Source organism: Kribbella alba, from assembly GCF_039529635.1.
Classification (GTDB): Bacteria; Actinomycetota; Actinomycetes; order Propionibacteriales; family Kribbellaceae; genus Kribbella; species Kribbella alba.
This window is the reverse complement of the sequence record NZ_BAAANE010000004.1, coordinates 832,673-858,836: the sequence shown is the minus strand read 5'-3', so window position 1 is coordinate 858,836 and position 26,164 is coordinate 832,673. Positions and strand designations below refer to the sequence as shown.

At 66.8% G+C, this 26,164-nt stretch carries 35 protein-coding genes; all 35 read left to right on the top strand.

Annotated elements, in window-relative coordinates; genetic code table 11:
* Positions 1 to 20: 20 nt before the first annotated feature.
* Positions 21 to 3,881 (top strand): DNA-directed RNA polymerase subunit beta', encoded by a 3,861-nt coding sequence (locus ABD210_RS10890; RefSeq protein ID WP_344110930.1) that lies wholly within the window; start codon positions 21 to 23, stop codon positions 3,879 to 3,881.
* A gap of 408 nt (positions 3,882 to 4,289) precedes the next feature.
* Positions 4,290 to 5,636 (top strand): nuclear transport factor 2 family protein, encoded by a 1,347-nt coding sequence (locus tag ABD210_RS10885; protein ID WP_344110929.1) that lies wholly within the window; start codon positions 4,290 to 4,292, stop codon positions 5,634 to 5,636.
* A gap of 4 nt (positions 5,637 to 5,640) precedes the next feature.
* Complete coding sequence (locus ABD210_RS10880; protein ID WP_344110928.1) at positions 5,641 to 6,399, top strand: maleylpyruvate isomerase N-terminal domain-containing protein; 759 nt, start codon at positions 5,641 to 5,643, stop codon at positions 6,397 to 6,399.
* Between the two features lie 272 nt (positions 6,400 to 6,671).
* Entirely contained in the window at positions 6,672 to 7,046 is a 375-nt protein-coding gene (gene rpsL / locus ABD210_RS10875; protein ID WP_012923692.1) for a 30S ribosomal protein S12, read from the top strand.
* Positions 7,046 to 7,516 (top strand): 30S ribosomal protein S7, encoded by a 471-nt coding sequence (rpsG, locus tag ABD210_RS10870; protein WP_112243231.1) that lies wholly within the window; start codon positions 7,046 to 7,048, stop codon positions 7,514 to 7,516. Before rpsL ends, rpsG begins: the two co-directional genes overlap by 1 nt.
* A 71-nt stretch (positions 7,517 to 7,587) precedes the next feature.
* The gene (gene fusA, locus ABD210_RS10865) at positions 7,588 to 9,699 is read left to right on the top strand and encodes an elongation factor G (protein WP_344110926.1); all 2,112 of its coding nucleotides are present in this window, start codon (positions 7,588 to 7,590) and stop codon (positions 9,697 to 9,699) included.
* Positions 9,700 to 9,767: 68 nt separating this feature from the next.
* Entirely contained in the window at positions 9,768 to 10,961 is a 1,194-nt protein-coding gene (gene tuf, locus ABD210_RS10860; protein WP_344110925.1) for an elongation factor Tu, read from the top strand.
* 365 nt (positions 10,962 to 11,326) lie between these two features.
* On the top strand, positions 11,327 to 11,635 hold the full coding sequence (gene rpsJ, locus ABD210_RS10855) for a 30S ribosomal protein S10 (protein ID WP_012923688.1): 309 nt from the start codon (positions 11,327 to 11,329) through the stop codon (positions 11,633 to 11,635).
* Between the two features lie 16 nt (positions 11,636 to 11,651).
* Positions 11,652 to 12,308, top strand: coding sequence for a 50S ribosomal protein L3 (gene rplC, locus ABD210_RS10850; protein WP_344110924.1), 657 nt, complete (start codon positions 11,652 to 11,654; stop codon positions 12,306 to 12,308).
* Positions 12,305 to 13,000, top strand: coding sequence for a 50S ribosomal protein L4 (gene rplD, locus ABD210_RS10845; RefSeq protein ID WP_344110922.1), 696 nt, complete (start codon positions 12,305 to 12,307; stop codon positions 12,998 to 13,000). Before rplC ends, rplD begins: the two co-directional genes overlap by 4 nt.
* A complete protein-coding gene (gene rplW / locus ABD210_RS10840; protein WP_344110921.1) occupies positions 12,997 to 13,302 on the top strand; it encodes a 50S ribosomal protein L23 in 306 nt (101 codons plus the stop codon). The genes rplD and rplW overlap by 4 nt, the downstream gene beginning before the upstream one ends.
* Positions 13,302 to 14,135, top strand: a complete 834-nt coding sequence (gene rplB / locus ABD210_RS10835) for a 50S ribosomal protein L2 (RefSeq protein WP_344110920.1) — start codon at positions 13,302 to 13,304, stop codon at positions 14,133 to 14,135. Before rplW ends, rplB begins: the two co-directional genes overlap by 1 nt.
* A 17-nt stretch (positions 14,136 to 14,152) precedes the next feature.
* Complete coding sequence (gene rpsS, locus ABD210_RS10830; RefSeq protein WP_012923683.1) at positions 14,153 to 14,434, top strand: 30S ribosomal protein S19; 282 nt, start codon at positions 14,153 to 14,155, stop codon at positions 14,432 to 14,434.
* A gap of 63 nt (positions 14,435 to 14,497) precedes the next feature.
* Entirely contained in the window at positions 14,498 to 14,998 is a 501-nt protein-coding gene (rplV, locus tag ABD210_RS10825) for a 50S ribosomal protein L22 (protein WP_344110919.1), read from the top strand.
* Positions 14,998 to 15,855, top strand: coding sequence for a 30S ribosomal protein S3 (gene rpsC, locus ABD210_RS10820; RefSeq protein ID WP_344110918.1), 858 nt, complete (start codon positions 14,998 to 15,000; stop codon positions 15,853 to 15,855). Before rplV ends, rpsC begins: the two co-directional genes overlap by 1 nt.
* A 3-nt stretch (positions 15,856 to 15,858) precedes the next feature.
* Positions 15,859 to 16,278: a 50S ribosomal protein L16 gene (gene rplP, locus ABD210_RS10815; protein WP_344110917.1), complete on the top strand. Its 420-nt coding sequence runs from the start codon at positions 15,859 to 15,861 to the stop codon at positions 16,276 to 16,278.
* Positions 16,278 to 16,577 (top strand): 50S ribosomal protein L29, encoded by a 300-nt coding sequence (gene rpmC, locus ABD210_RS10810; protein WP_344110916.1) that lies wholly within the window; start codon positions 16,278 to 16,280, stop codon positions 16,575 to 16,577. Before rplP ends, rpmC begins: the two co-directional genes overlap by 1 nt.
* A complete protein-coding gene (gene rpsQ, locus ABD210_RS10805) occupies positions 16,574 to 16,876 on the top strand; it encodes a 30S ribosomal protein S17 (protein ID WP_344110915.1) in 303 nt (100 codons plus the stop codon). Before rpmC ends, rpsQ begins: the two co-directional genes overlap by 4 nt.
* 105 nt (positions 16,877 to 16,981) lie before the next feature.
* The gene (gene rplN / locus ABD210_RS10800) at positions 16,982 to 17,350 is read left to right on the top strand and encodes a 50S ribosomal protein L14 (RefSeq protein WP_012923677.1); all 369 of its coding nucleotides are present in this window, start codon (positions 16,982 to 16,984) and stop codon (positions 17,348 to 17,350) included.
* A gap of 1 nt (position 17,351) precedes the next feature.
* Positions 17,352 to 17,774, top strand: a complete 423-nt coding sequence (gene rplX, locus ABD210_RS10795) for a 50S ribosomal protein L24 (protein WP_425552650.1) — start codon at positions 17,352 to 17,354, stop codon at positions 17,772 to 17,774.
* Positions 17,774 to 18,355 (top strand): 50S ribosomal protein L5, encoded by a 582-nt coding sequence (gene rplE / locus ABD210_RS10790; protein WP_344110914.1) that lies wholly within the window; start codon positions 17,774 to 17,776, stop codon positions 18,353 to 18,355. The genes rplX and rplE overlap by 1 nt, the downstream gene beginning before the upstream one ends.
* 1 nt (position 18,356) lies before the next feature.
* On the top strand, positions 18,357 to 18,542 hold the full coding sequence (locus tag ABD210_RS10785) for a type Z 30S ribosomal protein S14 (protein ID WP_012923674.1): 186 nt from the start codon (positions 18,357 to 18,359) through the stop codon (positions 18,540 to 18,542).
* 97 nt (positions 18,543 to 18,639) lie between these two features.
* The gene (gene rpsH, locus ABD210_RS10780) at positions 18,640 to 19,047 is read left to right on the top strand and encodes a 30S ribosomal protein S8 (protein ID WP_020388096.1); all 408 of its coding nucleotides are present in this window, start codon (positions 18,640 to 18,642) and stop codon (positions 19,045 to 19,047) included.
* A 27-nt stretch (positions 19,048 to 19,074) separates the two neighbouring features.
* Positions 19,075 to 19,617, top strand: a complete 543-nt coding sequence (gene rplF / locus ABD210_RS10775) for a 50S ribosomal protein L6 (RefSeq protein ID WP_344110913.1) — start codon at positions 19,075 to 19,077, stop codon at positions 19,615 to 19,617.
* Positions 19,618 to 19,619: 2 nt separating this feature from the next.
* Complete coding sequence (gene rplR, locus ABD210_RS10770; RefSeq protein WP_344110912.1) at positions 19,620 to 20,003, top strand: 50S ribosomal protein L18; 384 nt, start codon at positions 19,620 to 19,622, stop codon at positions 20,001 to 20,003.
* Positions 20,004 to 20,036: 33 nt separating this feature from the next.
* Positions 20,037 to 20,636: a 30S ribosomal protein S5 gene (rpsE, locus tag ABD210_RS10765; protein ID WP_344110910.1), complete on the top strand. Its 600-nt coding sequence runs from the start codon at positions 20,037 to 20,039 to the stop codon at positions 20,634 to 20,636.
* Entirely contained in the window at positions 20,636 to 20,818 is a 183-nt protein-coding gene (gene rpmD / locus ABD210_RS10760; protein ID WP_185448308.1) for a 50S ribosomal protein L30, read from the top strand. Before rpsE ends, rpmD begins: the two co-directional genes overlap by 1 nt.
* Position 20,819: 1 nt before the next feature.
* Positions 20,820 to 21,260: a 50S ribosomal protein L15 gene (gene rplO, locus ABD210_RS10755; protein WP_344110907.1), complete on the top strand. Its 441-nt coding sequence runs from the start codon at positions 20,820 to 20,822 to the stop codon at positions 21,258 to 21,260.
* A 132-nt stretch (positions 21,261 to 21,392) separates the two neighbouring features.
* Positions 21,393 to 22,694: a preprotein translocase subunit SecY gene (gene secY, locus ABD210_RS10750; RefSeq protein WP_344110906.1), complete on the top strand. Its 1,302-nt coding sequence runs from the start codon at positions 21,393 to 21,395 to the stop codon at positions 22,692 to 22,694.
* Entirely contained in the window at positions 22,694 to 23,263 is a 570-nt protein-coding gene (locus ABD210_RS10745; RefSeq protein ID WP_344110905.1) for an adenylate kinase, read from the top strand. Before secY ends, ABD210_RS10745 begins: the two co-directional genes overlap by 1 nt.
* 11 nt (positions 23,264 to 23,274) lie before the next feature.
* Positions 23,275 to 24,099, top strand: a complete 825-nt coding sequence (gene map, locus ABD210_RS10740; protein ID WP_344110904.1) for a type I methionyl aminopeptidase — start codon at positions 23,275 to 23,277, stop codon at positions 24,097 to 24,099.
* Positions 24,100 to 24,224: 125 nt separating this feature from the next.
* Positions 24,225 to 24,674, top strand: a complete 450-nt coding sequence (locus ABD210_RS10735) for a DUF1707 SHOCT-like domain-containing protein (RefSeq protein ID WP_344110902.1) — start codon at positions 24,225 to 24,227, stop codon at positions 24,672 to 24,674.
* Positions 24,675 to 24,685: 11 nt separating this feature from the next.
* Entirely contained in the window at positions 24,686 to 25,489 is an 804-nt protein-coding gene (locus ABD210_RS10730; protein WP_344110901.1) for a hypothetical protein, read from the top strand.
* Between the two features lie 240 nt (positions 25,490 to 25,729).
* Entirely contained in the window at positions 25,730 to 25,951 is a 222-nt protein-coding gene (gene infA / locus ABD210_RS10725; protein WP_012923661.1) for a translation initiation factor IF-1, read from the top strand.
* 29 nt (positions 25,952 to 25,980) lie between these two features.
* Entirely contained in the window at positions 25,981 to 26,094 is a 114-nt protein-coding gene (gene rpmJ, locus ABD210_RS10720; protein WP_008361054.1) for a 50S ribosomal protein L36, read from the top strand.
* Positions 26,095 to 26,164: the final 70 nt, after the last annotated feature.

The window sequence follows — 26,164 nt, the reverse complement described above, 5'->3', positions numbered from 1 at the left end:
CTATCGGGAGATAACACATCGTGCTCGACGTGAACTTCTTCGACGAGCTTCGGATCGGCCTGGCGACCGCGGATGAGATCCGCCAGTGGTCGCACGGCGAGGTCAAGAAGCCCGAGACGATCAACTACCGGACGCTCAAGCCGGAGCGTGACGGTCTTTTCTGCGAGAAGATCTTCGGTCCCACCCGGGACTGGGAGTGCTACTGCGGCAAGTACAAGCGCGTCCGCTTCAAGGGCATCATCTGTGAGCGGTGTGGCGTCGAGGTCACCCGTTCCAAGGTGCGCCGCGAGCGGATGGGCCACATCGAGCTGGCCGCGCCGGTCACCCATATCTGGTACTTCAAGGGTGTCCCGTCGCGACTCGGCTACCTGCTCGACCTCGCCCCGAAGGACCTGGAGAAGGTCATCTACTTCGCGGCGTACATGATCACCGACGTCGACGAAGAGGCGCGGCACCGCGACCTCTCGTCGCTGGAGGGCCGGACCGATGTCGAGCGCAAGCAGCTCGAGGGCCGGCGCGACAACGACATCGAGACGCGGATGAAGAAGCTCGAGGAGGACCTGGCGCAGCTCGAGGCCGAGGGCGCCAAGGCCGATGTCCGCCGCAAGGTGAAGGAAGGCGCCGAGCGTGAGGTCAAGCAGCTGCGCGACCGTGCGCAGCGCGAGATCGACCGCCTCGACGAGGTCTGGAGCCGGTTCAAGAACCTCAAGGTCCAGGACCTTGAGGGCGACGAGATCCTGTACCGCGCCATGAAGGAGCGGTTCGGCAAGTACTTCGAGGGTGCGATGGGTGCCGCCGCGATCCAGCGGCGGCTGGAGACCTTCGACCTGAAGGCCGAGGCGGCCAGCCTGCGGGAGACCATCAAGACCGGCAAGGGCCAGCGCAAGACCCGCGCCCTGAAGCGGCTCAAGGTCGTCACCGCGTTCCTGGCCACCAACAACAGCCCGATGGGCATGGTGCTCGACTGCGTCCCGGTGATCCCGCCGGACCTGCGGCCGATGGTTCAGCTCGACGGTGGCCGGTTCGCCACCTCCGACCTGAACGACCTGTACCGCCGGGTGATCAACCGGAACAACCGGCTCAAGCGGCTGCTCGACCTGGGCGCGCCCGAGATCATCGTCAACAACGAGAAGCGGATGCTGCAGGAGGCCGTCGACGCACTGTTCGACAACGGCCGCCGCGGTCGTCCGGTCACCGGCCCGGGCAACCGGCCGCTGAAGTCGCTGTCCGACATGCTCAAGGGCAAGCAGGGTCGTTTCCGTCAGAACCTGCTGGGCAAGCGCGTCGACTACTCGGGCCGTTCGGTCATCGTGGTCGGCCCGCAGCTGAAGCTGCACCAGTGCGGTCTGCCGAAGGCGATGGCGCTGGAGCTGTTCAAGCCGTTCGTGATGAAGCGGCTGGTCGACCTCAACCACGCGCAGAACATCAAGTCCGCCAAGCGGATGGTCGAGCGTCAGCGCGCCCAGGTCTGGGACGTGCTGGAAGAGGTGATCACCGAGCACCCGGTCCTGCTCAACCGTGCACCTACGCTGCACCGGCTGGGTATCCAGGCGTTCGAGCCGCAACTGATCGAGGGCAAGGCGATCCAGATCCACCCGCTCGTCTGCTCCGCGTTCAACGCGGACTTCGACGGTGACCAGATGGCGGTGCACCTGCCGCTGTCGGCCGAGGCCCAGGCCGAGGCGCGGATCCTGATGCTGTCGACGAACAACATCCTGAAGCCGGCCGACGGCCGGCCGGTCACGATGCCGACGCAGGACATGATCATCGGCATCTACTTCCTGACCATGCTGAAGGAAGGCGCCCTCGGTGAGGGCCGCGCTTTCACCTCGCTGGCCGAGGCGCTGATGGCCTTCGACCGTGGCGAGCTGTCGCTGCAGGCGAAGGTCACGCTGCGGCTCGACCAGGCCGGTGCGCCGGCCGACTCGACCGAGCGCCCGCACGGTGGGTTCTCGCTGGAGACCACGCTGGGCCGCGCCCTGTTCAACGAGGCGCTGCCGAGCGACTACACCTTCGTGGACACCGAGGTCGGCAAGAAGCAGCTGGGCTCGATCGTCAACGACCTGGCCGAGCGGTACTCCAAGGTCCAGGTGGCCTACTGCCTGGACGCGCTGAAGGACCTCGGTTTCCGCTGGGCCACCCGCTCGGGTGTCACGGTGTCGATCGACGACTTCAGCACGCCGCCGAGCAAGCCGGAGATCATGGCTCGCTACGAGTCGCAGGCCGAGAAGGTCCAGAAGCAGTTCGAGCGGGGTCTGATCACCTCGTCCGAGCGGCGGCAGGAGCTGATCGAGATCTGGACCGGCGCGAACGCCGAGGTCGGTAAGGCGATGGAGGAGAACTTCGCCAAGGAGAACCCGATCTGGATGATGGTCCACTCGGGTGCGCGAGGCAACATGATGCAGATCCGGCAGATCGCCGGTATGCGTGGCCTGGTGGCGAACCCGAAGGGCGAGATCATCGCCCGGCCGATCAAGTCCAACTTCCGCGAGGGCCTGTCGGTGGTCGAGTACTTCATCGCCACCCACGGTGCGCGGAAGGGTCTGGCCGACACCGCGCTGCGGACCGCCGACTCGGGGTACCTCACCCGTCGTCTGGTGGACGTCTCGCAGGACGTCATCATCCGCGAGGAGGACTGCGGTACCGAGCGCGGCCTGCCGAAGAAGATCGGCGAGCCGGGTCCGGACGGCAAGATCGTGCACGCGGAGAACGTCGAGACGAGCGCGTACGCCCGCACCCTGGCCACGGACGTGACCGGTGCGGACGGCAAGATCGTCCTGACGGCGGGCAGCGACCTGGGCGACGTGTCCATCGCGGCCCTGGTCGCGGCCGGTGTCGAGGAGGTCAAGGTCCGCTCCGTGCTGACCTGTGACGCCAAGACCGGGACCTGCGCGAAGTGCTACGGACGTTCGCTGGCGACCGGCAAGCCGGTCGACATCGGTGAGGCCGTCGGCATCATCGCGGCGCAGTCCATCGGTGAGCCGGGTACGCAGCTGACGATGCGGACCTTCCACACCGGTGGTGTCGCGGGTGATGACATCACCCACGGTCTGCCGCGTGTGGTCGAGCTCTTCGAGGCTCGCCAGCCCAAGGGCAAGGCGCCGATCGCCGAGGCCGCGGGCCGGATCTCGATCGAGGACACCGACAAGACCCGGAAGCTGGTGCTCACCCCGGACGACGGTTCCGAGGAGGTCGCCTACCCGGTGTCGAAGCGGACCCGGTTGCTGATCGAGGAAGGCCAGCACGTCGAGGTCGGTCAGCAGCTGACGCAGGGTACGCCGGACCCGCAGGAGGTTCTGCGGATCCTGGGTGTCCGCAAGGCGCAGGAGCACCTGGTGGACGAGGTCCAGGCGGTGTACCGGTCGCAGGGTGTGGCCATCCACGACAAGCACATCGAGATCATCGTCCGGCAGATGCTGCGCCGGGTCACGGTGATCGAGTCCGGCGAGGCGAACCTGCTGCCGGGCGAGCTGGCGGACCGCCTGATGTTCGAGGCGGAGAACCGGCGTGTGGTTGCCGAGGGCGGTACGCCGGCCTCCGGACGTCCGGTCCTGATGGGTATCACCAAGGCGTCGCTCGCGACCGAGTCGTGGCTGTCGGCCGCCTCCTTCCAGGAGACGACCCGCGTCCTCACCGAGGCCGCGATCCACGGCAAGAGCGACTCGCTGGTGGGCCTGAAGGAGAACGTCATCATCGGAAAGCTGATCCCGGCGGGTACCGGCATGGACCGTTACCGCAACATCCGGGTGGAGCCCACCGAGGAGGCGAAGGCCGCGATGTACTCGATGGTCGGCTACGAGTCGTACGACTACGACTTCGGCCCGTCCGCGGGTCAGTCGGTCCCGCTCGACGACTTCGACCTCGGTTCCTACAAGAACTGATTCGCAGTACCGAGCAACTCCGCCGAGGGCGGCACTCCCACTGGGGGGTGCCGCCCTCGCGGCATTCCGGGGAGACCTCGGACGGCAACCGGGGACCTCGGACAACAACCGGGGACCTCGGACGACAACCGGGGACCTCGGACAACAACGGGGTACCTCGGACAGGTCATATCCCGGCCGCGGTCCCGACGTCCTGACCGAGGTCCCGGGAAGCTGACCGAGGTCCTGGGACGCCTGCCGGAGACTCTTGTTGCTTCGGGCAACGAGGGTCGATGCGGCGGGATCGATGCTCCGGAAGGGCTTGTGGCGACGACCCGCTGATCGACACGCCGAGCGTGTTCGAGCCGCTGCAGAGTGTCGCGTGGGGTCGTCGTGGAAGTGTCGGGGGGATGCGCGAGGATGACGCCCATGAAGGATCTCCCGCCCTACCTGCAACCGTTCGTGCTGAACGTGGAAGGGGTCGCGGACCGACGCGTCGACCGGGTCGGCGAGCTGGACTTCTACCGGCCCGTGAGTACTGCGCGGACGGGGGCGATCCTCTTCGTCCACGGGGGTCCGGGGCCCGCCCACCTGGAGGTGCGACCGCGTGACTGGCCCGTCTACCAGGGCTATGCCACAGCTGCCGCGCAGCGCGGTCTGGTGGGTGCTCTGGTCGACCACAGCCTGATCCATGGGTTCGACCGGCTGTCCGCCGCAGCCGACGACGTAGAGGCCGCCATCGGCGTACTGCGGGCCGACCCGCAGGTGGATCCGAACCGCATCGCCCTGTGGTTCTTCTCCGGTTCAGGACTGCTCGCAGGGGAGTGGCTGGACAGTCGCCCCGACTGGCTGTGCTGTCTCGCCCTGACCTATCCCCTCCTCGCCGCCCCGCCCGGTGTCGACGAGCTCGTTTCCGCCGCCGAAGTGATCGGCAAACACAAGGACCTGCCGGTGCTGCTGACCAGGGTCGGCCGGGAACGCGAGGAGCTCGCCGGACCGGTGGCGGAGTTCGTCTCCGCCGGTGGCACCGCGCTGGACATCATCGACGTACCGAAAGGGCAACACGGCTTCGACATGCTCGACCACACCGACGAATCCCGCGCCGCGGTGACCAAGGCACTGGACTGGGCGATCGCCCACCTGGGCGAAGACCCCGCCGGCCAGCTCCCCATCCCGGCCGCCACTGCTCCCACGACGACCACCCCGACCTCGACCCCGACCTCGACCCAGACCTCGACCCAGACCTCGACCCGCAGTACCACCACAACCCCTCCGGCCCCGGCCGCGAGTGCCACAGCCCCGGCTGCGGCAGCCGCCACTCTGCCACCGGCGCCGGTGGCTCCTGTGGTGATTCCGGCGCCTGCTTCAGTGGCCCCGGCTGTGCCCGCCAGCCAGCCGGTCGCCGCCGCTCAGACGTCATTCGACCAGCTGCCGGTCCGGGCCGATACCCCCGCAGCCCGGGTGATCGGTCGGGAGCACGCTGCGTATGAGGCGCACGACCTGGAGGCGTTCCTCGCCATGTACTCGCCGACCGCGCAGCTGCAGCTGGCTGACGGTTCGGTGATGCGCGGCCGCCGGTCGTTGCGTGAGTACTACCAGCCACGCTTCGAAGCCGGGCAGTGCAAGACCGAGCTGATCCAGCGGATGACTTTGGGGGAGTGGGTGGTGGACCAGACGATCGTCCACGACTCCGACCAGGGCCCGGCACCGGTGATCGCCCTCTACCGCGTCCAGGACGGACTGATCGTCGAGGTCCGTCTGCTCGGCGAAGAGTAGAGCCTTGCTCGACCATCTGGCGGAGTTCGAGCGCACCGCGGCGGAGCTGGCAGCGGCCTTCGAGGCCGTCCCCCCGACCGCCGTGGTGCCGAGCTGCCCAGGCTGGACCCTCGCGGACCTGGCCCTGCACGTCGGCGCCGGCGAGCGCTGGGCAGCCGCGATCCTGCTCAGCAGCCAACGCCAGAGGGTCCCGGACGTACTGCGGACGACCATCTCCTGGTCCGACTGGTACGCCGGGACCTCGGCGGCCCTGGTCGCCGCGATCAAGGCGGTGGATCCGGAAGAACCGTGCTGGAACTTCTCACCGGTCCAGCAGTTCGCGGGCTTCTGGACCCGCCGGCGCCTGCATGAGACGGCGATTCACCTGGTGGACGCCCTCCAGGCCGGTGCCGGTCCTGCGCTCGCGGCGGATCCCGACACCCTGGTGGACGGGGTCATTCGTCCCGCTGTGGCCGCGGACGGGGTCGATGAGGTGTTCACGGTCTTCCTGCCCCGGATGCTGGCCCGCGGGCACCCGCCGGCGGTCACCCGGCAGGTCGGCGTACGGGCAGTCGATACCGGGGACGAGTGGACCCTGACGCCTGTGGCCGAAGGGGAACCGCCGCGGGCGGAGCGGTCCGTCGCGATGGGGGAGGCAGTGATCGAGGGGACGGCTCTGGAGTTGGATCTCTGCCTCTGGAAGCGGCTGCCGGCCGGGGTGCTGACGGTGACGGGCGACCTCCGGGCGGCGGCGGGACTCCTCGATGCCAGAGTTACTCCCTAGACCCTGTAAACTGGTCTAGCGGCTGAGCCTCAGCCCTGCGCGGTCAGTTGTTTTGACCGTGCTTGAGGCAGCCGCTAGTCTTAACGATCGTGCCCGGGTCATCCTGGGCCGTCATGCGTGCCCCTCGTAGAACGGGACAGCGCGCGTGGCACGGGACTTCTGCCGACAGTCAGAAAGTTTATGGCTCCGGCGTGCCCGTGCCCACGCGACACACCCGACCGCGGGGGTCAGGCGCGCAGCAACCGACCGGACGACAGAAAGAGACCTACGCGGTGCCCACCATCCAGCAGTTGGTCCGCAAGGGCCGCCAGGACAAGGTGTCCAAGAACAAGACGCCGGCCCTGAAGGGTTCCCCTCAGCGTCGTGGTGTGTGCACGCGCGTCTACACGACGACCCCGAAGAAGCCGAACTCGGCGCTTCGCAAGGTTGCCCGTGTCCGCCTCACCAGCGGTATCGAGGTCACGGCCTACATCCCGGGTGTCGGCCACAACCTGCAGGAGCACTCGATCGTGCTCGTGCGCGGCGGCCGTGTGAAGGACCTCCCCGGTGTCCGGTACAAGATCATCCGCGGTTCGCTCGACACCCAGGGTGTGAAGAACCGGAAGCAGGCTCGCAGCCGGTACGGCGCGAAGAAGGAGAAGAGCTAATGCCGCGCAAGGGTCCCGCCCCGAAGCGGCCGGTCATCATCGACCCGGTCTACAGTTCCCCGCTCGTCACCCAGTTGATCTCCAAGATCCTGGTCGACGGCAAGAAGCAGATCGCGCAGAGCATCGTCTACACGGCGCTCGAGGGCACCCGGACGAAGACCGGCACCGACCCGGTCATCACGCTGAAGCGCGCGCTCGACAATGTGAAGCCCAGCATCGAGGTGAAGAGCCGCCGCGTCGGTGGCGCCACCTACCAGGTGCCGATCGAGGTCAAGCCCGGTCGCTCGACCACGCTCGCCCTGCGCTGGCTCACGTCGTACTCCCGTGCGCGTCGCGAGAAGACCATGTCCGAGCGCCTGATGAACGAGATCCTGGATGCGTCCAACGGTCTCGGCGCGTCGGTGAAGCGTCGCGAGGACACGCACAAGATGGCCGAAGCCAACAAGGCTTTCGCCCACTACCGCTGGTGATCCGGGGTCCGCTCCGGACCCCCACATCACCCTTTTTGAAGCACGACAGAAGCGAGAGGTAGACCACCGAGGTGGCCGTACAAATCACCACCGACCTGGCGATGGTCCGCAACATCGGGATCATGGCCCACATCGACGCCGGCAAGACGACGACGACCGAGCGGATCCTCTTCTACACCGGTATCACTTACAAGATCGGTGAGGTCCACGACGGCGCTGCCACGATGGACTGGATGGAGCAGGAGCAGGAGCGCGGCATCACCATCACGTCCGCCGCGACGACCTGCACCTGGAAAGACCACACCATCAACATCATCGACACCCCGGGCCACGTCGACTTCACCGTCGAGGTGGAGCGCTCGCTGCGCGTCCTCGACGGTGCTGTCGCGGTGTTCGACGGTGTCGCCGGTGTGGAGCCCCAGTCCGAGACGGTGTGGCGCCAGGCGGACCGGTACGGCGTACCGCGGATCTGCTTCGTGAACAAGCTGGACCGGACCGGCGCGGAGTTCATGCGCTGCGTCGACATGATCGTGGACCGGCTGGCCGCGGTGCCGCTGGTGCTGCAGCTGCCGATCGGCGCCGAGTCCGACTTCATCGGCGTGGTCGACCTGATCGGGATGCGCGCGCTGACCTGGCGTGGCGAGACCACGATGGGTGAGGACTACACCGTCGAGGAGATCCCGGCCACCCACACCGAGGCCGCCGTCGAGTGGCGCGACAAGCTGATCGAGACGCTGGCCGAGGCCGACGACGAGATCATGGAGATGTACCTGGAGGGCGAGGACCCGACCCAGGAGCAGATCGTCGCGGGCATCCGACGGGCGACCATCGCCAGCAAGCTGACCCCGGTCCTGACCGGTACGGCGTTCAAGAACAAGGGCGTCCAGCCGCTGCTCGACGCGATCAACGAATTCCTGCCGAGCCCGCTCGACGTGCCCGACATCGAGGGCCACGACGTCAAGGACCCCGAGGTCGTCGTCACCCGCAAGCCGGCCGAGTCCGAGCCGTTCTCCGCGCTGGCGTACAAGATCGCGGCCGACCCGCACCTGGGCAAGCTGACCTTCCTGCGCGTCTACTCGGGCAAGCTCGAGACCGGCACCCAGGTCCTGAACCCCACCAAGGGGCGCAAGGAGCGGATCGGCAAGATCTACCGGATGCACGCCAACAAGCGTGAGGAGATCGCGTCGGTCGGCGCCGGCCACATCGTGGCCGTGATGGGCCTGAAGGACACCACCACCGGTGAGACCCTGTGCGACCCGGCCAAGCCGATCGTGCTGGAGTCGATGCAGTTCCCCGCTCCGGTGATCTCGGTCGCGATCGAGCCGAAGTCGAAGGCCGACCAGGAGAAGCTGGGAGTCGCGATCCAGCGGCTCGCCGACGAGGATCCGACCTTCCAGGTCCGGACCGACGAGGACACAGGCCAGACGATCATCGCCGGTATGGGTGAGCTCCACCTGGAGATCCTGGTCGACCGGATGAAGCGCGAGTTCCGCGTCGAGGCCAACGTCGGCAAGCCCCAGGTCGCCTACCGCGAGACCATCAAGAAGAAGGTCGAGAAGGTCGACTACACGCACAAGAAGCAGACCGGTGGTTCGGGTCAGTTCGCGCGTGTGATCATCGACATCGAGCCGACCAGCGCCGAGACCGGTGGTGAGGGCGGGTACGAGTTCGTCAACGCCGTCACCGGTGGCCGCATCCCCCGGGAGTACATCCCGTCGGTGGACGAGGGTGCTCAGGAGGCGATGGAGTTCGGCGTGCTCGCCGGCTACCCGATGGTGGACGTCAAGGTGACGCTGCGCGACGGCGCGTACCACGACGTCGACTCGTCCGAGCTCGCCTTCAAGATCGCCGGTTCGATGGCCTTCAAGGACGCCGCCCGCCGGGCGACTCCGGTCATCCTCGAGCCGATGTTCTCGGTCGAGGTCACCACCCCCGAGGACTACATGGGTGAAGTGATCGGCGACCTCAACTCACGCCGCGGCCAGATCCAGTCGATGGACGAAGGCCCCGGTGGCAGCCGGGTCGTCAAGGCCCTGGTGCCGTTGTCGGAGATGTTCGGGTATGTCGGTGACCTGCGGTCGAAGACCCAGGGTCGCGCGTCGTACTCGATGCAGTTCGATTCCTACGCCGAGGTTCCGAAGAACGTGGCGGAAGAGATCATCAAGAAGGCTCGCGGCGAGTAATCTCTCGCCCCGGACCAACCAACCCACAGCGTCGTACGGCGTAGTCAACATTTTCCAGGAGGGCCCCAGTGGCTAAGGCGAAGTTCGAGCGGACTAAGCCGCACGTCAACATCGGCACCATCGGTCACATCGACCACGGTAAGACCACTCTTACCGCGGCGATCACCAAGGTGCTGCACGACAAGTACCCGACGCTCAACGAGGCGTCGGCCTTCGATCAGATCGACAAGGCGCCGGAAGAGCGCCAGCGCGGTATCACCATCTCCATCGCGCACGTCGAGTACCAGACCGAGGCCCGGCACTACGCCCACGTTGACTGCCCGGGGCACGCGGACTACATCAAGAACATGATCACCGGCGCGGCCCAGATGGACGGTGCGATCCTGGTCGTGGCCGCCACCGACGGCCCGATGCCGCAGACGCGTGAGCACGTGCTGCTCGCCCGTCAGGTCGGCGTGCCGGCGATGGTCGTCGCGCTGAACAAGTGCGACATGGTCGACGATGAGGAGATCCTGGAGCTCGTCGAGCTCGAGGTCCGCGAGCTGCTCTCCGAGCAGGAGTTCGACGGCGACAACGCGCCGGTCATCAAGGTCGCGGCGCACCCGGCACTGCAGGGTGACGCCAAGTGGGGCGAGTCGATCATCGAGCTGATGGACGCCGTCGACTCCTACATCCCGCAGCCGGAGCGCGAGATCGACAAGCCGTTCCTGATGCCGGTGGAGGACGTCTTCACCATCACGGGTCGCGGCACGGTCATCACCGGCCGGATCGAGCGCGGTGTCGTCAAGGTCAACGAGACCGTCGACCTGATCGGCATCCGCCCGGAGAAGCAGACCACCACGGTCACCGGTATCGAGATGTTCCGCAAGCTGCTGGACGAGGGCCAGGCCGGTGAGAACGTCGGTCTGCTGCTTCGTGGCACCAAGCGCGAGGACGTCGAGCGCGGCATGGTCGTCATCAAGCCGGGCACCACGACCCCGCACACCAACTTCGACGCCTCGGTCTACATCCTGTCGAAGGAGGAGGGCGGCCGTCACACGCCGTTCTTCCAGAACTACCGGCCCCAGTTCTACTTCCGCACCACGGACGTCACCGGCGTCGTCACGCTGCCCGAGGGCACCGAGATGGTCATGCCGGGCGACAACACCGACATGTCGGTCGAGCTGATCCAGCCGATCGCCATGGAAGAGGGCCTGAAGTTCGCGATCCGTGAAGGTGGCCGCACCGTCGGCGCCGGCCGGGTCACCAAGATCCTCAAGTGATTCCACGAGGTCCGCGAGGGCTCGCTCCCTGAGCCCCGCGGACCTCTGCTTTGCGGCCGGTCCGGCCCTGATTCGTCACAGAACCGGGGCCGGATCGACCGTGAGGCCCCCGATTGGCATTCCGATGCCGATCTCTGGCACAATATTCAGGTTGCTCAGGCTAGGCCGCCGGGGTGCGCCGCAGACGTGTGTCTGGCAGGTGCGCCGGACCGGAGACCATGCCGAGGTTCCGGTCCGAGACCGAACCCCGATCACCATCCCAGGGTCGAAGGTTGTGTACTGACGCGCGTGCCGCGTCCGCGACACACCCGACCGCGGGGGTCGGAGCAACGCAACGAAGACGAAGAGAAGGACGAAGCGAAGCGATGGCGGGACAAAAGATCCGCATCCGGCTGAAGGCCTACGACCACGAGGTCATCGACAGCTCGGCGCGCAAGATTGTCGACACGGTGACGCGTACTGGTGCGAAGGTTGCTGGCCCGGTGCCGTTGCCGACGGAAAAGAACGTGTTCTGCGTCATCCGCTCGCCGCACAAGTACAAGGACAGCCGCGAGCACTTCGAGATGCGCACCCACAAGCGGCTCATCGACATCATCGACCCCACGCCGAAGACCGTCGACTCGCTGATGCGTCTCGACCTGCCGGCCGGTGTCGACATCGAGATCAAGCTCTGAGGGAAACGCGAAACCAATGAGCAATCACAAGAACACGCGCGGTCTGCTGGGCACCAAGCTCGGCATGACCCAGACCTGGGACGAGAACAACAGAGTCGTCCCCGTCACCGTGATCCAGGCCGGCCCCTGCGTGGTGACCGAGGTGCGTACCTCGGACAGCCACGGGTACGACGGCGTCCAGATCGCGTTCGGCGACATCGACCCCCGCAAGGTGACCAGCCCGATGCGCGGCCACTTCGAGAAGGCCGGGGTGACGCCGCGGCGGCACCTGCTGGAGCTGCGCACCGCTGACGCCAGCGAGTACACGCTCGGCCAGGAGATCAAGGCCGAGGCGTTCGCCGCGGGCGAGATCGTCGACGTGTCCGCCACCAGCAAGGGCAAGGGCTTCGCCGGTGTGATGAAGCGCCACGGCTTCCACGGTCTGCGCGCCACCCACGGTGTGCACAAGAAGCACCGCTCGCCGGGCTCCATCGGCGGCTGCGCCACCCCCGGCCGGGTCTTCAAGGGCATGCGGATGGCCGGCCGGATGGGCAACGAGAAGGTCACCACGCAGAACGTCACGGTCCACGCGATCGACGTCGAGCGCGGCCTGGTCCTGCTCAGAGGCGCCGTCCCCGGTCCCAAGGGCGGCCTCGTGCTGATCCGCAACGCCGCGAAGGGAGCTACCAAATGAGCACCGTTGACGTCGTCGTCGTGAAGGGCGACAAGGTCAGCAAGAAGGGTTCCGCGGAGCTCCCCGCCGAGCTGTTCGACGTACAGGTCAACATCCCGCTGATCCACCAGGTCGTGGTGGCCCAGCTGGCCGCGGCCCGTCAGGGCACCCACAAGGTGAAGTCGCGCGGTGAGGTCTCCGGTGGTGGCGCCAAGCCGTACCGCCAGAAGGGCACCGGCCGCGCCCGCCAGGGTTCGACCCGCGCACCGCAGTTCGTCGGCGGTGGCGTAGTCCACGGCCCGACCCCCCGCGACTACAGCCAGCGGACCCCGAAGAAGATGATCGCCGCCGCGCTCCGCGGCGCGTTGTCCGACCGGGCCCGCGACGGCCGGGTGCACGTGGTCGAGTCGTTCGTGGAGGGCGACACGCCCTCCACCAAGGCGGCCCTGAAGGTGCTGGCCGAGGTCACCGAGCACGTCAAGGTGCTCGTGGTCGTGGCTCGCGCCGACGACCAGACCTGGCTGAGCCTGCGCAACGTGCCGACCGTGCACCTGCTCGCGGCCGACCAGCTGAACGCGTACGACGTGCTCTGCAACGACGCTGTGATCTTCACCAGCGCCGCGCTGGAGTCGTTCGTCGCCGGTGCGCCGAAGGGCAAGTCCGTCAAGGCCGTCGCAACGTCGACTGAGGCCGACGAGGAGGTCGAAGCATGAGCCACGGAGTCAACAAGGACCCGCGGGACGTGCTGCTGCGTCCGGTCGTGAGCGAGAAGAGCTACGGCCTGCTGGACGAGCAGAAGTACACGTTCGAGGTCGCCCCGGACGCCAACAAGACCGAGATCAAGCTCGCGGTCGAGAAGGTGTTCTCTGTCCGGGTCAAGGACGTCAACACGATCAACCGCAAGGGCAAGCGCCGCCGGACCCGTTCGGGCTGGGGCAAGCGTCCTGACACCAAGCGAGCGATCGTCAGCCTCGCCGGCGACGACCGCATCGACATCTTCGGAGGCCAGTCGTAATGGGTATCCGCAAATACAAGCCGACGACGCCGGGCCGCCGTGGCTCGAGCGTGGCCGACTTCGTCGAGCTCACCCGTTCGACCCCTGAGAAGTCGCTGCTCCGTCCGCTGCCCAAGAAGGGCGGCCGGAACAACTCCGGCAAGATCACCACCCGGCACCACGGTGGCGGTCACAAGCGGGCGTACCGGCTGATCGACTTCAAGCGGTACGACAAGGACGGCGTGCCGGCCAAGGTCGCCGAGATCGAGTACGACCCGAACCGCACCGCGCGGATCGCGCTGCTGCACTACGTCGACGGGGAGAAGCGCTACATCCTCGCCCCGTCGAACCTGAAGCAGGGCACGATCGTCGAGAACGGCCCGGCCGCGGACATCAAGGTCGGCAACAACCTGCCGCTGCGCAACATCCCGGTCGGCTCCACGGTGCACGCCGTCGAGCTGCGCCCGGGCGGTGGCGCCAAGATGGCCCGCTCCGCCGGTGCCAGCGTTCAGCTGGTCGCCAAGGAGGGCCGGATGGCCACCCTGCGGATGCCGTCCGGCGAGGTCCGGATGGTCGACGTGCGCTGCCGCGCCACCCTCGGTGAGGTGGGCAACGGCGAGCAGTCGAACATCAACTGGGGCAAGGCCGGCCGGATGCGCTGGAAGGGCAAGCGCCCGACCGTCCGTGGTGTCGCGATGAACCCGGTCGACCACCCGCACGGTGGTGGTGAGGGCAAGACCTCGGGTGGACGTCACCCGGTGTCCCCGTGGGGCAAGCCTGAGGGCCGCACCCGCACCAGCAAGGAAAGCGACCGCATGATCGTCCGGCGCCGCAAGGCCGGCAAGAAGCGCTGATAGGGAGCCGGACAGAGATGCCACGCAGCCTCAAGAAGGGCCCGTTCGTCGACCACCACCTGATGAAGAAGGTGGAGGTGCAGAACGAGAAGGGCACCAAGAACGTCATCAAGACCTGGTCCCGCCGATCGATGATCGTGCCGGACATGATCGGCCACACGCTCGCGGTGCACGACGGTCGCAAGCACGTGCCGGTGTTCGTGACGGACGCGATGGTCGGGCACAAGCTCGGCGAGTTCGCCCCGACCCGGACGTTCAAGGGCCACGAGAAGGACGACCGCAAGGCACGGCGCCGCTGACATGAAGACCAGCGGAAAGCAACCGGCCATGTACAAGACGGAGATTCGAACATCATGAGCGTAATGGAGCGTAGGGCCGTCAGCGCCCGTCGCGAGAGCCTGCTGGGCGAGGAGCCCGGGGCCTTCGCGGTCGCGCGCTTCGTCCGCGTGACGCCGATGAAGGCGCGTCGCGTGGTCGACCTGGTGCGCGGCCTGGGCGTCGACGACGCACTCGCCACTCTGAAGTTCGCCCCGCAGGCCGCTGCCGCGACCGTGTACAAGGTCGTCGACAGCGCCGCGGCGAACGCCGAGGGCACCGAGCACCTGAGCCGGGCCGACCTGATCGTGGTGCAGGCCTTCGTGGACGAGGGACCGACGCTGAAGCGTCACCGCCCGCGTGCGCAGGGCCGGGCCACCCGGATCGACAAGCGGACCAGCCACATCACCGTGGTCGTGGGCCCGAAGGTCGAGCAGGAGCCCGCCAAGCCGGCCGCGAAGAACGCAGGCGGCAAGAAGTCTGCTGACACTTCCGCCAAGAAGGCCGACGGCAAGAAGGCCGCTGAGAAGAAGGGCAGGACCCGCTAGTGGGCCAGAAGGTAAACCCGCACGGGTTCCGACTCGGCATCAGCACCGACCACAAGAGCCGTTGGTACGCCGACAAGCTCTACAAGGACTACGTGGGCGAGGACGTCAAGATCCGCCGCCTGCTGAGCAAGGGCATGGAGCGCGCCGGTATCTCCCGGGTGGAGATCGAGCGCACCCGTGACCGCGTCCGGGTCGACATCCACACCGCCCGTCCGGGCATCGTGATCGGTCGCCGCGGCGCCGAGGCGGACCGGATCCGGGGCAGCCTGGAGGAGCTCACCGGCAAGCAGGTGCAGCTGAACATCCTCGAGGTCAAGAACGCCGAGGTCGACGCCCAGCTCGTCGCCCAGGGTGTGGCCGAGCAGCTGTCCGGCCGCGTGGCGTTCCGCCGCGCGATGCGCAAGGCGATGCAGACCACCATGCGTGGCGGCGCCCTGGGCATCCGGATCCAGTGCTCTGGCCGTCTCGGTGGCGCTGAGATGTCGCGGTCTGAGTTCTACCGCGAGGGCCGGGTGCCGCTGCACACGCTCCGTGCGGACATCGACTACGGCTTCTACGAGGCACGTACGACCTTCGGCCGGATCGGTGTGAAGGTCTGGATCTACAAGGGCGACGTCGCCGGCACCCGCGCCGAGCGCGAGGCGCAGGCAGCGGCCCGGGCCGCTACCCAGCAGCGTGGCCGTCCGGCCCGCCGCGACGGTGGCGACCGCGGTGACCGTGGTGGCCGCGGCGGCGACCGTGGCGGTCGTCGTGACGACCGTCGTGACGGTGGCGCCCGCAACGAGGCTCCGAAGACTGAGGCCCCGGCTGCTCCGGCTGCCGACAAGCCCGCTGAGACGACCGGAACGGAGAGCTGAACAGTGCTCATCCCCCGCAAGGTCAAGCACCGCAAGCAGCACCACCCGAAGCGCTCCGGCGCTGCCAAGGGCGGTACGACGCTGGCGTTCGGTGAGTTCGGCATCCAGGCACTGGAGAACCACTACGTCACCAACCGGCAGATCGAGTCCGCTCGTATCGCGATGACCCGGCACATCAAGCGTGGCGGAAAGGTCTGGATCAACATCTACCCGGACCGCCCGCTGACCAAGAAGCCGGCCGAGACCCGGATGGGTTCCGGCAAGGGTTCGCCGGAGTGGTGGATCGCCAACGTCAAGGCCGGCCGGGTGATGTTCGAACTGTCGGGCATCCCGGAGGACATTGCTCGCGAGGCCATGCGCCGCGCGATCCACAAGTTGCCGATGAAGTGCCGCTTCATCACCCGAGAGGCAGGTGAGAACTGATGGCCATCCTGACCGCCGCCGAACTGCGGAACCTGGGAAAGGACGAGCTTCTGGAGAAGCTCGGTGACGCCAAGGAGGAGCTGTTCAACCTCCGGTTCCAGGCTGCTACGGGTCAGCTGGAGTCCCACGGCCGGCTGCGCGCCGTCCGCAAGGACATCGCCCGCATCTACACGGTGCTGACCGAGCGGGCGCTCGGCATCACCGACGAGGTCGATTCCGCACCTGTGGCCGAGGCTGACGCCGAGGCAGAGGTCGAGGAGACCGCGGACGACAGCGAGAAGGCCGGGAGTAAGGCATGACCGAGAACGCAGCGAAGGACGACACCGTGAGCACGACCCCAGACGTCAAGCGAGGCAGCCGGAAGACCCGTGAGGGTCTGGTGCTGAGCGACAAGATGGACAAGACCGTCACCGTCGAGGTCGAGGACCGGGTCAAGCACAAGCTGTACGGCAAGGTCATCCGCCGCACCAGCAAGCTCAAGGCGCACGACGAGCAGAACGCCGCCGGCATCGGCGACCGTGTCCTCCTGATGGAGACCCGGCCGCTGTCGGCCACCAAGCGTTGGCGCATCGTGGAGATCCTCGAGAAGGCGAAGTAGTAGTCCCTCGAGGACGCAGCAACGCCCGGCTGTACCCAATCGAAATCATTCGTTCCGCAAGGCTCACGCGAGTGAGAACCAGCGAGACAACCAGGAGATCAACAGATGATCCAGCAGGAGTCGCGACTGAAGGTCGCCGACAACACGGGTGCCAAGGAGATCTTGTGCATCCGCGTGCTCGGTGGCTCCGGTCGGCGCTACGCCGGTGTCGGTGACACGATCGTCGCCACCGTCAAGGACGCGATCCCGGGCGGCGGCGTCAAGAAGGGCGACGTCGTCAAGGCCGTTGTCGTCCGTACCGTGAAGGAGCGCCGGCGTCCGGACGGCTCCTACATCCGGTTCGACGAGAACGCCGCCGTGATCTTGAAGGCCGACGGTGAGCCGCGCGGTACCCGTATCTTCGGGCCGGTCGGCCGGGAGCTGCGCGAGAAGCGCTTCATGAAGATCATCTCGCTCGCTCCGGAGGTGCTCTGAGATGGCCCAGAAGACGGCACAGAAGCCGGCAACGCAATCGCAGCGCAAGCTGCACGTGAAGAAGGGTGATCTCGTGCGCGTGATCACCGGCAAGTCCAAGGGTCTCGAGGGCAAGATCATCTCGGTCCTGCCCGAGGTCGAGAAGGTCATCGTCGAAGGCGTCAACCGGGTCAAGAAGCACACCAAGGTGCAGCAGGCCCAGCGCGGCGGCACCACGGGTGGCATCGTCACCCAGGAAGCCCCGATCCACGTCTCCAACGTGATGCTGCTCGTCGAGATCACCGACGCGGATGGCAAGAAGCAGAAGGTCACCACCCGGGTCGGCTACAACCGCGTCGAGGTGCAGAAGCGGCGCCCCGACGGTTCGACGTACACCGGTTACCGCAGCGTGCGTATCTCGCGCCGTACCGGCGAGGAGATCTGATGAGTGCACCAGCGACCGAGGCTTCGGCCACCACGGTCCAGCCCCGGCTGAAGACCAAGTACCGCGAGGAGATCGTCGCCAAGCTGCGCGACGAGTTCCAGTTCGAGAACGTCATGCAGGTGCCCGGCCTCACCAAGATCGTGGTGAACATGGGTGTCGGCGAGGCGGCTCGTGACTCGAAGCTGATCGACGGCGCGATCAAGGACCTGGCGGCGATCACCGGCCAGAAGCCGTCGGTGACCAAGGCCCGCAAGTCGATCGCGCAGTTCAAGCTGCGCGAGGGCATGCCGATCGGTGCGCACGTCACGCTGCGCGGCGACCGCATGTGGGAGTTCCTGGACCGGCTGCTGGCGCTCGCGCTGCCCCGCATCCGTGACTTCCGTGGCCTGTCGCCGAAGCAGTTCGACGGCAACGGGAACTACACCTTCGGCCTGACCGAGCAGGTGATGTTCCACGAGATCAACCAGGACCGGATCGACCGGGTCCGCGGGATGGACATCACCGTGGTGACCACCGCCAAGAACGACGACGAGGGGCGCGCGCTGCTGCGGCAGCTCGGCTTCCCGTTCAAGGAGAACTGACGTGGCGAAGACAGCACTCAAGGTCAAGCAGGCCCGGAAGCCGAAGTTCGCGGTGCGCGGTTACACCCGTTGCCAGCGCTGCGGCCGGCCCAAGGCCGTCTTCCGCAAGTTCGGCCTGTGCCGGATCTGCCTGCGAGAGATGGCGCACCGGGGCGAGCTGCCCGGCGTCACCAAGTCCAGCTGGTGACCGTTCGCTGCTCCAGCACTGATCTTTTCTCCAACCACCATCTAGTCACCGTAGGTCGCCAAGTGGCGAAACCACGGCGGGAAAGAGGCCCCAGGCCATGACGATGACCGACCCGATCGCAGACATGCTGACACGTCTGCGCAACGCCAACCAGGCGTATCACGAGTCGACCCAGATGCCGTACAGCAAGATCAAGCAGGGTATCGCCGACATCCTCCAGCAGGAGGGCTACATCTCGTCCTACAAGGTCGAGGAGCCCAAGGAGGGCACCGTCGGGAAGACCCTGGTGGTCGACCTGAAGTTCGGTCCGAGCCGGGAGCGTTCGATCGCCGGCGTGCGGCGGATCAGCAAGCCCGGTCTGCGGGTGTACGCGAAGTCGACCAACCTGCCCAAGGTGCTCGGTGGCCTCGGCGTCGCGATCATCTCGACGTCGCAGGGGCTGCTCACGGACCGGCAGGCCAAGAACAAGGGCGTTGGCGGGGAAGTCCTCGCCTACGTCTGGTGACGAAGAACCGGAAGGAGGACCTTTTTCATGTCTCGCATCGGTAAGCTCCCGATCACGGTCCCGTCCGGCGTCGACGTCACGATCGACGGCCAGACGGTCACCGTGAAGGGCCCCAAGGGTCAGCTCTCGCACAGTGTTGCGGAGCCCATCGTGGTCGCACGCGACGAGGACGGCACCATCGCCGTCACGCGTCCGGACGACCAGCGCAAGAGCAAGGAACTGCACGGACTGTCCCGCACCCTGATCGCCAACCTGGTGACCGGCGTGACGGACGGCTACGAGAAGAAGCTCGAGATCGTCGGCGTCGGTTACCGCGTCCTGGCCAAGGGCCCGACCACGCTGGAATTCTCGCTCGGCTACAGCCACACCATCACGGTGGAGGCGCCGGACGGCATCACCTTCGTGGTGGAGGCGCCGACCAGGTTCTCGGTGCAGGGCATCGACAAGCAGTCGGTCGGCGAGGTCGCCGCGAACATCCGCAAGCTGCGCAAGCCCGAGCCGTACAAGGGCAAGGGTGTGCGGTACGCGGGCGAGCAGGTGCGCCGCAAGGTCGGAAAGGCTGGTAAGTAACCATGGCGATCGGATTGCGTCCGAACAAGCACTCCGCCAAGAAGACCTCTTCCCGGCTGCGTCGCCAGATCCGCGTCCGGAAGAAGATCAACGGCACGGCCGACCGGCCGCGCCTGGTGGTCACCAGGTCGTCGAAGCACCTGTTCGCTCAGGTCATCGACGACGTGGCCGGTGTCACGCTGGTCTCGGCTTCCACCATGGAGGCCGACCTGCGCGGCGCGGAGGCGAACAAGACCGACAAGGCCAAGACCGTGGGCGGCCTGATCGCCGACCGCGCCAAGGCAGCCGGCATCGACTCGGTCGTCTTCGACCGGGCCGGGAACAAGTACCACGGCCGCATCGCGGCACTGGCCGACGCCGCCCGTGAGGGCGGCCTCGGCTTCTGACATGGCGACACAAAAGGAAGAAGGTAGTTCGAAATGAGCGGAGGCCAGCAGCGTCGCGGAGGCGGCGCCGGTGGTGAGCGCCGTAACCGCGACGGTGGTCGTGGTGCGGCAGCTGACAAGACCGCCTACATCGAGCGCGTGGTAGCCATCAACCGTGTCGCCAAGGTCGTGAAGGGTGGTCGTCGCTTCAGCTTCACCGCCCTCGTGGTCGTCGGCGACGGTGACGGCACCGTCGGTGTGGGTTACGGCAAGGCCAAGGAGGTGCCCGCGGCGATCGCCAAGGGTGTCGAGGAGGCCAAGAAGGCATTCTTCAAGGTGCCGAGGATCCAGGGGACCATCCCGCACCCGGTCCAGGGCGAGAAGGCCGCAGGCGTTGTGATGCTGCGTCCGGCCGCTCCCGGTACCGGTGTGATCGCGGGTGGCTCGGCGCGCGCCGTACTGGAGTGCGCGGGGATCCACGACATCCTCAGCAAGTCGCTGGGTTCCTCCAACGCGATCAACGTGGTTCACGCCACGGTGGCCGCGCTGCAGGCCCTGGAGACTCCGGAGGCCGTGGCCGCGCGCCGTGGTCTGCCGGTCGAGCACGTCGCCCCGGCGGCACTGCTGAAGGCGCGGGCGGAGGTGGCTTCCTGATGGCACGCCTGAAGGTGACCCAGACCCGTTCCGGCATCGGTGGCAAGCAGAACCAGCGCGACACCCTGCGCACGCTGGGCGTGAAGCGGATCGGCGACGTCGCCGTTCACGACGACCGTCCGGAGATCCGTGGCATGGTCCGTGCGGTTCGCCACCTCATCACCGTCGAAGAGGTTGACTGACATGGCGCTCAAGGTTCACCACCTGCGCCCGGCACCCGGCGCCAAGACCGCCAAGACCCGCGTGGGTCGCGGTGAAGGCAGCAAGGGCAAGACCGCCGGTCGCGGTACGAAGGGCAGCAAGGCCCGTAACAACATCCCCGAGAACTTCGAGGGTGGCCAGATGCCGCTGCACATGCGGCTGCCGAAGCTGAAGGGCTTCAAGAGCAGGAACCGAGTGGAGTTCCAGGTCGTTAACCTGGACAAGCTCGGACAGCTGTTCCCCGACGGGGGCGAGGTCGGCGTCGCCGACCTGGTCGCCAAGGGTGCTGTCCGTGACAGTCTCCCGGTGAAGGTGCTGGGCGACGGCGAGCTCACGGTTGCTCTGCAGGTTTCGGTGCACAAGTTCTCCAAGTCCGCCAAGGAGAAGATCGCGGCGGCCGGAGGATCCACCACCGAGGTGTGAGTACCAGGGCTCGTGCGAGCCGGCGCTTGATATTGTGCGCTGGAGTTCGGACGAGCCCTGGTTCGTCTCTTGCCCAGCTGCTTTGCTAGGCCCCTGCCCTGACCGGGCAAGGGAAAATTGTGGGAGGACAGGGTGTTAGGCGCCTTTGCCAACGCGTTCAAGACTCCGGACCTGCGCCGGAAGATCTTGTTCGTGCTCTTCATCGTCGTGATCTTCCGGATCGGATCGGTCGTTCCGGCTCCTGGCGTCAACGTCCAGTCGCTGAACACCTGCCTCAAACAGGCCACGACAGGTCAGAACGCGAATCTGTACAACCTGATCAACCTGTTCTCCGGTGGGGCACTGCTGCAGCTCGCGATCTTCGCGCTCGGCATCATGCCGTACATCACCGCCAGCATCATTCTGCAGCTGCTCACCGTGGTGATCCCGCGGCTGGAGTCGCTGAAGAAGGAGGGCCAGGCGGGGCAGACCAAGATCACCCAGTACACCCGGTTCCTGACCGTCGGTCTGGCGATCCTGCAGGCGACCGCGTTCGTCGCGCTCGCCCGGACCCCCGGCCGGCTGTTCCAGGGCTGCAACGAGCCGCTGCTGCACAGTGACAAGTGGTTCCCGGTCGTCGTCATGGTGCTGACCATGACCGCGGGCACCGGCGTGGTGATGTGGCTCGGCGAGCTGATCACCGACCGTGGTGTCGGCAACGGCATGTCGATCCTGATCTTCACCCAGATCGTCGCCACCTTCCCGACCCAGCTGTGGAGCATCCGCAAGCAGAAGGGCATCGGCACCTTCATCGTCGTGCTCGCCATCGGCCTGGTGATCATGGCCGCGGTCATCTTCATCGAGCAGGCGCAGCGCCGGATCCCGGTCCAGTACGCCAAGCGCATGGTCGGCCGGAAGATGTTCGGCGGCACCTCCACCTACATCCCGCTGAAGGTGAACCAGGCCGGTGTGATTCCGGTCATCTTCGCCTCGAGCCTGCTCTATCTTCCGGTCCTGGTCAGCCAATTCCGGCAAAACGAAGGCTGGGCGCAGTGGATCCAGGGAAATCTGGTGAAGGGTGACCACCCGATCTACATGGTGACGTATGTCGCCCTCATCATCTTCTTCACGTACTTCTACGTCTCGATTACCTTCAATCCGAAGGAAGTTGCAGACAACATGAAGAAGTACGGCGGCTTCATCCCCGGGATCCGGGCGGGAAGGCCGACCGAGGAGTACCTCTCCTACGTCCTGTCCCGCATCACGCTGCCGGGGGCGATCTACCTCGCGGTGATCTCGATGATCCCGTTGGTCGCCCTGGTGCTCTTGAACGCCAGCCAGAACTTCCCGTTCGGTGGAACGTCGATCCTGATCATGGTCGGCGTCGGACTGGACACGGTGAAGCAGATCGAGAGTCAGCTGCAGCAGCGTAACTACGAAGGGTTCCTACGCTGATGAGAATGTTGCTGATGGGTCCCCCCGGGGCGGGCAAGGGAACGCAGGCAAAGGTGCTTGCGGACCGTCTCGGCATCCCCGCTGTGTCCACCGGCGACATCTTCCGCGCGAACGTCAAGGACGAGACGGCGCTCGGACTCGAAGCGAAGCGGTACATGGACGCAGGTGACTACGTCCCCGACGAGGTCACCAACGCGATGGTCCGCGACCGGCTCTCCGAGGCGGACGCGGGCGAGGGTTTCCTGCTCGACGGCTATCCCCGGACGCTGGCCCAGGTCGGCACGCTGGACGACATCCTCGCCGAGCACGGACACAAGCTGGACGCGGTGGTGGCGTTGGTGGCCGACATCGAGGTGCTGGTCGACCGGATGCTGCGCCGGGCCAAGGTGGACGGCCGCAGCGACGACTCCGAAGAGGTCATCCGGCACCGCCAGGAGGTCTACACCGCCGAGACCAAGCCGTTGCTGCGGGTCTACGCGCAGCGCGGCCAGCTGGTCGAGGTGGACGGCGTCGGTGAGATCGACGAGGTCAGCGAGCGGGTGCTCACCGCACTCAAGACACTCGACTGAAGTGATCTGCTGTGATCTTTAAAGAACGCGGGATCGAGATCAAGACCCGCGAACAGCTCCTCGCCATGCGTGCGGCCGGCCTGGTCGTCGGCCGCACGCTGGGGCTGCTCCGCGGCGAGGTGAAGGCCGGCATCACCACCGGCGAACTGGACGCGATCGCCGAGGACCACATCCGCTCCTCCGGCGCGATCCCCTCCTTCAAGGGCTACCACGGCTTCACCGGCTCGATCTGCGCCTCGGTGAACGACGAGATCGTGCACGGCATCCCCGGTGACCGGGTACTGGCCGACGGTGACCTGATCTCGATCGACTGCGGCGCTATCGTGAACGGCTGGCACGGCGACGCCGCGATCACCGTGGCCGTCGGTGAGGTTGCTCCCGAGCTGCTCGAGCTGGCCCGGATCTGCGAGGAGTCGATGTGGCGCGGTTTCGCCGCCGCCCGGCTCGGTGGCCGGCTGACCGACATCTCCGCCGCCGTGGAGAAGCACGTCCGCGCCAACTCGTCGTACGGGATCGTCGAGGACTTCGTCGGGCACGGGATCGGGTCGGCGATGCACCAGCCGCCGAACGTGCCGAACTACGGCAAGGCCGGCCGCGGACCGAAGCTGGTCGAGGGGCTGGCGCTTGCGGTCGAGCCGATGCTCACGCTGGGCAAGCAGGAGAACCACACGCTCGAGGACGACTGGACAGTCGTCACCGACGACGGCAAGGCTGCCGCTCACACCGAGCACACGTTCACGCTGACGCCGGAAGGCCCGTGGGTGCTGACCGCGCTCGACGGAGGCGAGGCCGAGCTCGCGAAACTCGGCGTCACCTTCGGCCCGCTCGCCGACTGAGTCCCACCCGCTGAGTCCTACCTGCTGGGCCCACCGACTCGTGCGCCTTCCACCGGCTGGTGGACAGCCCTGGGTCCGTCCGTCGGGGGACGCCACACGCACCCGTGCTGAGGCACACTTGAGGCATGCCCAGCCAGTACCAGCCACATCAGCGCTTCACGGAGGCGGATCGGGACAAGATCGCCGGCCGGTTGCGCGACGCCTTCGCCGACGGACGGCTGGATCAGCCCGAGTTCAGTTCGCGGCTGGACCAGCTCTACACCGTCCAGACGTACGGCGAGCTGGAACCGCTGGTGCATGATCTTCCCCCGGTCCGGACCTACCAGACCCCCGCGAACATGCAGAGCGTGACGCCCGCGCCGGCTCCGGGGACCTTCCCGGAGCGACAGAAGGCCAAGTCGCCGCACCCGCTGACGGCGCTGACCGGTGGCTTCACCGGGGTCGTGTTGATCAACGTCGTGATCTGGTTCGTCATCGGGCTCGGCAACGGCGGCCACTGGCCGCACTTCTGGCCGGTCTGGCTGCTCATCCCCTGGGCGTTCATCGCCCTGGGCAACCTCGGAAAGCGGCGTTGACAGCGGCCCCGGTGGGTCGCCGTACCCTGCGGCTGCGGCCGGACTGGGTCTGGCAGCTGCGGGAGGGATCGGCGCTGGTCTTCGTGCTCTGGTTCGCCGTCGCGATCCCGCTGGTGGTGATCGGCCTGCTGCTGGAGCCGCGCTCGGTCGGCTGGATGATGCTGGCCTGGTTCCTCGTCCTGGTGGCGTTCACCGTGGCGACGCGGCTGGCCGAGAACAGGTTGCGGCGGAACTGGGAGGACGTCGTCGAGCAGATGGGCTGGCACCTCAGCGCGGTCGAGCCCGCCCTGCTCGAGCGCTGGCCGTTCCCGCCGTTCGACGTCGATCCGGACGCCGAGGTCTTCGATGTGACCGTCGGCAGGCACCGTGGACGCGAGTTCTGGACCGGCCGTTTCCGCCACAGGGTCCGTCGGCGCCAGTTGGGTTTCGACTTCCTCGATCTCGAGGTCGAACGGCCGCTGCCACCTCTCCAGGTGCTGCCGGCCTCGCTTGCCTCCGTCGCGGCGGCCAGCCTGCTGCCGTTGAAGCTGAGTGTCGAAGGCCTGCCGGAGAGTTACCGGCTGTTCAACGGCCGCGAGGACCTCGCCCTGGAGGTGTTCCACCCCCGGGCCGTCGAGGCCCTGGCCGAGGTGCCGCCCATCGGTTTCAGCTGTGAAGGACGCCGTTTCGTCGTGGTCCTGGCCGCCTACCGCGACTCCCGTACCGCGCTGGCGCAACTGGACGCCGCCTGTGACCTGCTCGACCTGATGCCTGAGCACGTCTGGCAAGCTGGGGAGCAGTGGGCCGCCACCAGGCCCCTGAACGAGCAGGCCTAGTCGCCAGGACGCCGTCCCCAGCCCCGGCCCCGCAGTACGGGGGTCAGGGGCCGATTGGGATTCCGGTGGGTGGGTGGCGTAGACTCTTCCCTTGGCTCTTTGTGGCCTCTGATCGTGCTGCCCGCGGCTGCTCGATGAGTGCGTTCTCGCACGCCGTCGGGAGGGTGGTCCTCTTTCAGGGGTGTGGCGGGCCGACCTGCACCACCATCCATCAGTTGTCGTCTACAGAAGTGCGAGGACATGCCCAAAAAAGAGGGAGTCATCGAACTCGAGGGCACCATCGTCGAGGCCCTGCCGAACGCGATGTTCCGTGTTGAGCTGTCCAACGGGCACAAGGTGCTCGCGCACATCAGCGGCAAGATGAGGCAGCACTACATCCGGATCCTCCCCGAGGACCGGGTCGTCGTGGAGCTGTCGCCGTACGACCTCACCCGGGGTCGCATCGTCTATCGGTACAAGTAACCAGCCCACCTGTCGAAGAAAGAAGCTCGATGAAGGTCAATCCGAGCGTCAAGAAGATCTGCGACAAGTGCAAGGTGATCCGCCGTCACGGCCGGGTCATGGTGATCTGCGAAAACCCGCGGCACAAGCAGCGGCAAGGCTGATTCAGCCCGACAAGCAGGTCTGCACTTTCGCACCACATGAAGCGCGCATGCTCGTCCGGCCCATCAACAC

Coding starts and splice junctions, on each gene's coding strand:
- ABD210_RS10885 (WP_344110929.1), top strand. CDS start 4,290: ATGAAGGATCTCCCGCCCTACCTGCAACCGTTCGTGCTGAACGTGGAA.
- rpsG (WP_112243231.1), top strand. CDS start 7,046: ATGCCGCGCAAGGGTCCCGCCCCGAAGCGGCCGGTCATCATCGACCCG.
- rpsJ (WP_012923688.1), top strand. CDS start 11,327: ATGGCGGGACAAAAGATCCGCATCCGGCTGAAGGCCTACGACCACGAG.
- rplC (WP_344110924.1), top strand. CDS start 11,652: ATGAGCAATCACAAGAACACGCGCGGTCTGCTGGGCACCAAGCTCGGC.
- rplD (WP_344110922.1), top strand. CDS start 12,305: ATGAGCACCGTTGACGTCGTCGTCGTGAAGGGCGACAAGGTCAGCAAG.
- rplW (WP_344110921.1), top strand. CDS start 12,997: ATGAGCCACGGAGTCAACAAGGACCCGCGGGACGTGCTGCTGCGTCCG.
- rplB (WP_344110920.1), top strand. CDS start 13,302: ATGGGTATCCGCAAATACAAGCCGACGACGCCGGGCCGCCGTGGCTCG.
- rpsS (WP_012923683.1), top strand. CDS start 14,153: ATGCCACGCAGCCTCAAGAAGGGCCCGTTCGTCGACCACCACCTGATG.
- rplV (WP_344110919.1), top strand. CDS start 14,498: ATGGAGCGTAGGGCCGTCAGCGCCCGTCGCGAGAGCCTGCTGGGCGAG.
- rpmC (WP_344110916.1), top strand. CDS start 16,278: ATGGCCATCCTGACCGCCGCCGAACTGCGGAACCTGGGAAAGGACGAG.
- rpsQ (WP_344110915.1), top strand. CDS start 16,574: ATGACCGAGAACGCAGCGAAGGACGACACCGTGAGCACGACCCCAGAC.
- rplN (WP_012923677.1), top strand. CDS start 16,982: ATGATCCAGCAGGAGTCGCGACTGAAGGTCGCCGACAACACGGGTGCC.
- rplX (WP_425552650.1), top strand. CDS start 17,352: ATGGCCCAGAAGACGGCACAGAAGCCGGCAACGCAATCGCAGCGCAAG.
- rplE (WP_344110914.1), top strand. CDS start 17,774: ATGAGTGCACCAGCGACCGAGGCTTCGGCCACCACGGTCCAGCCCCGG.
- rpsH (WP_020388096.1), top strand. CDS start 18,640: ATGACGATGACCGACCCGATCGCAGACATGCTGACACGTCTGCGCAAC.
- rplF (WP_344110913.1), top strand. CDS start 19,075: ATGTCTCGCATCGGTAAGCTCCCGATCACGGTCCCGTCCGGCGTCGAC.
- rplR (WP_344110912.1), top strand. CDS start 19,620: ATGGCGATCGGATTGCGTCCGAACAAGCACTCCGCCAAGAAGACCTCT.
- rpsE (WP_344110910.1), top strand. CDS start 20,037: ATGAGCGGAGGCCAGCAGCGTCGCGGAGGCGGCGCCGGTGGTGAGCGC.
- rpmD (WP_185448308.1), top strand. CDS start 20,636: ATGGCACGCCTGAAGGTGACCCAGACCCGTTCCGGCATCGGTGGCAAG.
- rplO (WP_344110907.1), top strand. CDS start 20,820: ATGGCGCTCAAGGTTCACCACCTGCGCCCGGCACCCGGCGCCAAGACC.
- ABD210_RS10745 (WP_344110905.1), top strand. CDS start 22,694: ATGAGAATGTTGCTGATGGGTCCCCCCGGGGCGGGCAAGGGAACGCAG.
- ABD210_RS10735 (WP_344110902.1), top strand. CDS start 24,225: ATGCCCAGCCAGTACCAGCCACATCAGCGCTTCACGGAGGCGGATCGG.
- infA (WP_012923661.1), top strand. CDS start 25,730: ATGCCCAAAAAAGAGGGAGTCATCGAACTCGAGGGCACCATCGTCGAG.
- rpmJ (WP_008361054.1), top strand. CDS start 25,981: ATGAAGGTCAATCCGAGCGTCAAGAAGATCTGCGACAAGTGCAAGGTG.